General features: G+C 69.3%; 2 protein-coding genes. Both read left to right on the forward strand.

Translation table 11 applies throughout. The features are described 5' to 3' along the window. Positions 1–299 (forward strand): LpxI family protein (locus DYI24_RS27000; protein ID WP_164574504.1); only part of this gene is annotated, 299 nt, incomplete at its 5' end. Further along, on the forward strand, positions 296–1,098 hold an 803-nt coding region (locus DYI24_RS27005; RefSeq protein WP_164574505.1), incomplete at its 3' end, for a lipid-A-disaccharide synthase. The genes DYI24_RS27000 and DYI24_RS27005, both read left to right, overlap by 4 nt.

Here is a 1,098-nt window from a genome sequence, read left to right on the forward strand (position 1 = left end):
TCGTTGCTGTCGAGGACACCGGCGGGACCGACGAGCTGCTGCGGCGCGTGGCGCAGCTTCGCGACGCCAGGCGGATCCGCGCCAAGCCCGGCCACGGCGTTCTGGTGAAGGCGCCGAAGACCGGTCAGGACCTGCGCTTCGACCTGCCGGCGCTCGGGCCGAAAACCATCGAAGGACTGATCGCCGCGCAGCTCGGCGGCGTCGCCGTGGTGGCCGGGCACACCGTCGTCGCCGAGCCGCAAGAGATGATTGCGGCCGCCGACAAGGCCGGCGTGTTCGCGATCGGGATGCCGGCATGAGCGGCGCTGCCAAGGCCGAGGATCGGGGTCGCACGGTCTATCTGATCGCGACCGAGGAGTCGGGGGATCGGCTCGGCGCTGCGCTGATGCGCGAACTCAGGGCGCGGCTCGGATCGAATGTTCGGTTCGCCGGCGTCGGCGGCCACAGCATGGCCGGCGAGGGGCTCGCCTCGCTGTTTCCGATCGAGGAGCTGTCGATCATCGGCTTCGCCGCCGTAGTGCAGCGGCTGCCATTGATCCTGAAGCTGATCCGCCGCGCGGTCGACGCGGTGCTGGCGGCCAAGCCCGACATCCTGGTGATCATTGACAGCCCCGACTTCACTCATCGCGTGGCGCGCCGGGTACGGAAGCGTGATCCGTCGATTCCGATCGTCGACTACGTCTCACCGACGGTGTGGGCGTGGCGGCCTGGACGGGCGCGGACGATGCTCGGCTACGTCGACCACGTGCTGGCGCTGCTGCCGTTCGAGCCGGCCGAGTATCGAAGGCTGCAGGGGCCGCCGTGCAGCTATGTGGGGCATCCGCTCACCGAGCAGTTCGGTTCGCTACGTCCTGATGCCGCCGAGCAGGCGCGCCGCGAGGCATCGCCACCGGTGCTCCTGGTGCTGCCGGGCAGCCGGCGCAGCGAAGTCCGCCATCCCGCTGCTGCGTTTGGTGACACGCTGGCGCAGCTGAAGCGCGAGGGTGTCGCATTCGAGGCAGTGTTGCCGACCACGCCGCATCTGGAGAGCCTAGTTCGCTCTGCAGTCGCATCCTGGGAGGTGCAGCCGCGGATCGTCGTCGGCGAACAGGACAAACG

The sequence above is a fragment of the Rhodopseudomonas sp. BR0C11 genome (genome assembly GCF_010820945.1).
Classification (GTDB): domain Bacteria; phylum Pseudomonadota; class Alphaproteobacteria; order Rhizobiales; family Xanthobacteraceae; genus Rhodopseudomonas; species Rhodopseudomonas palustris_H.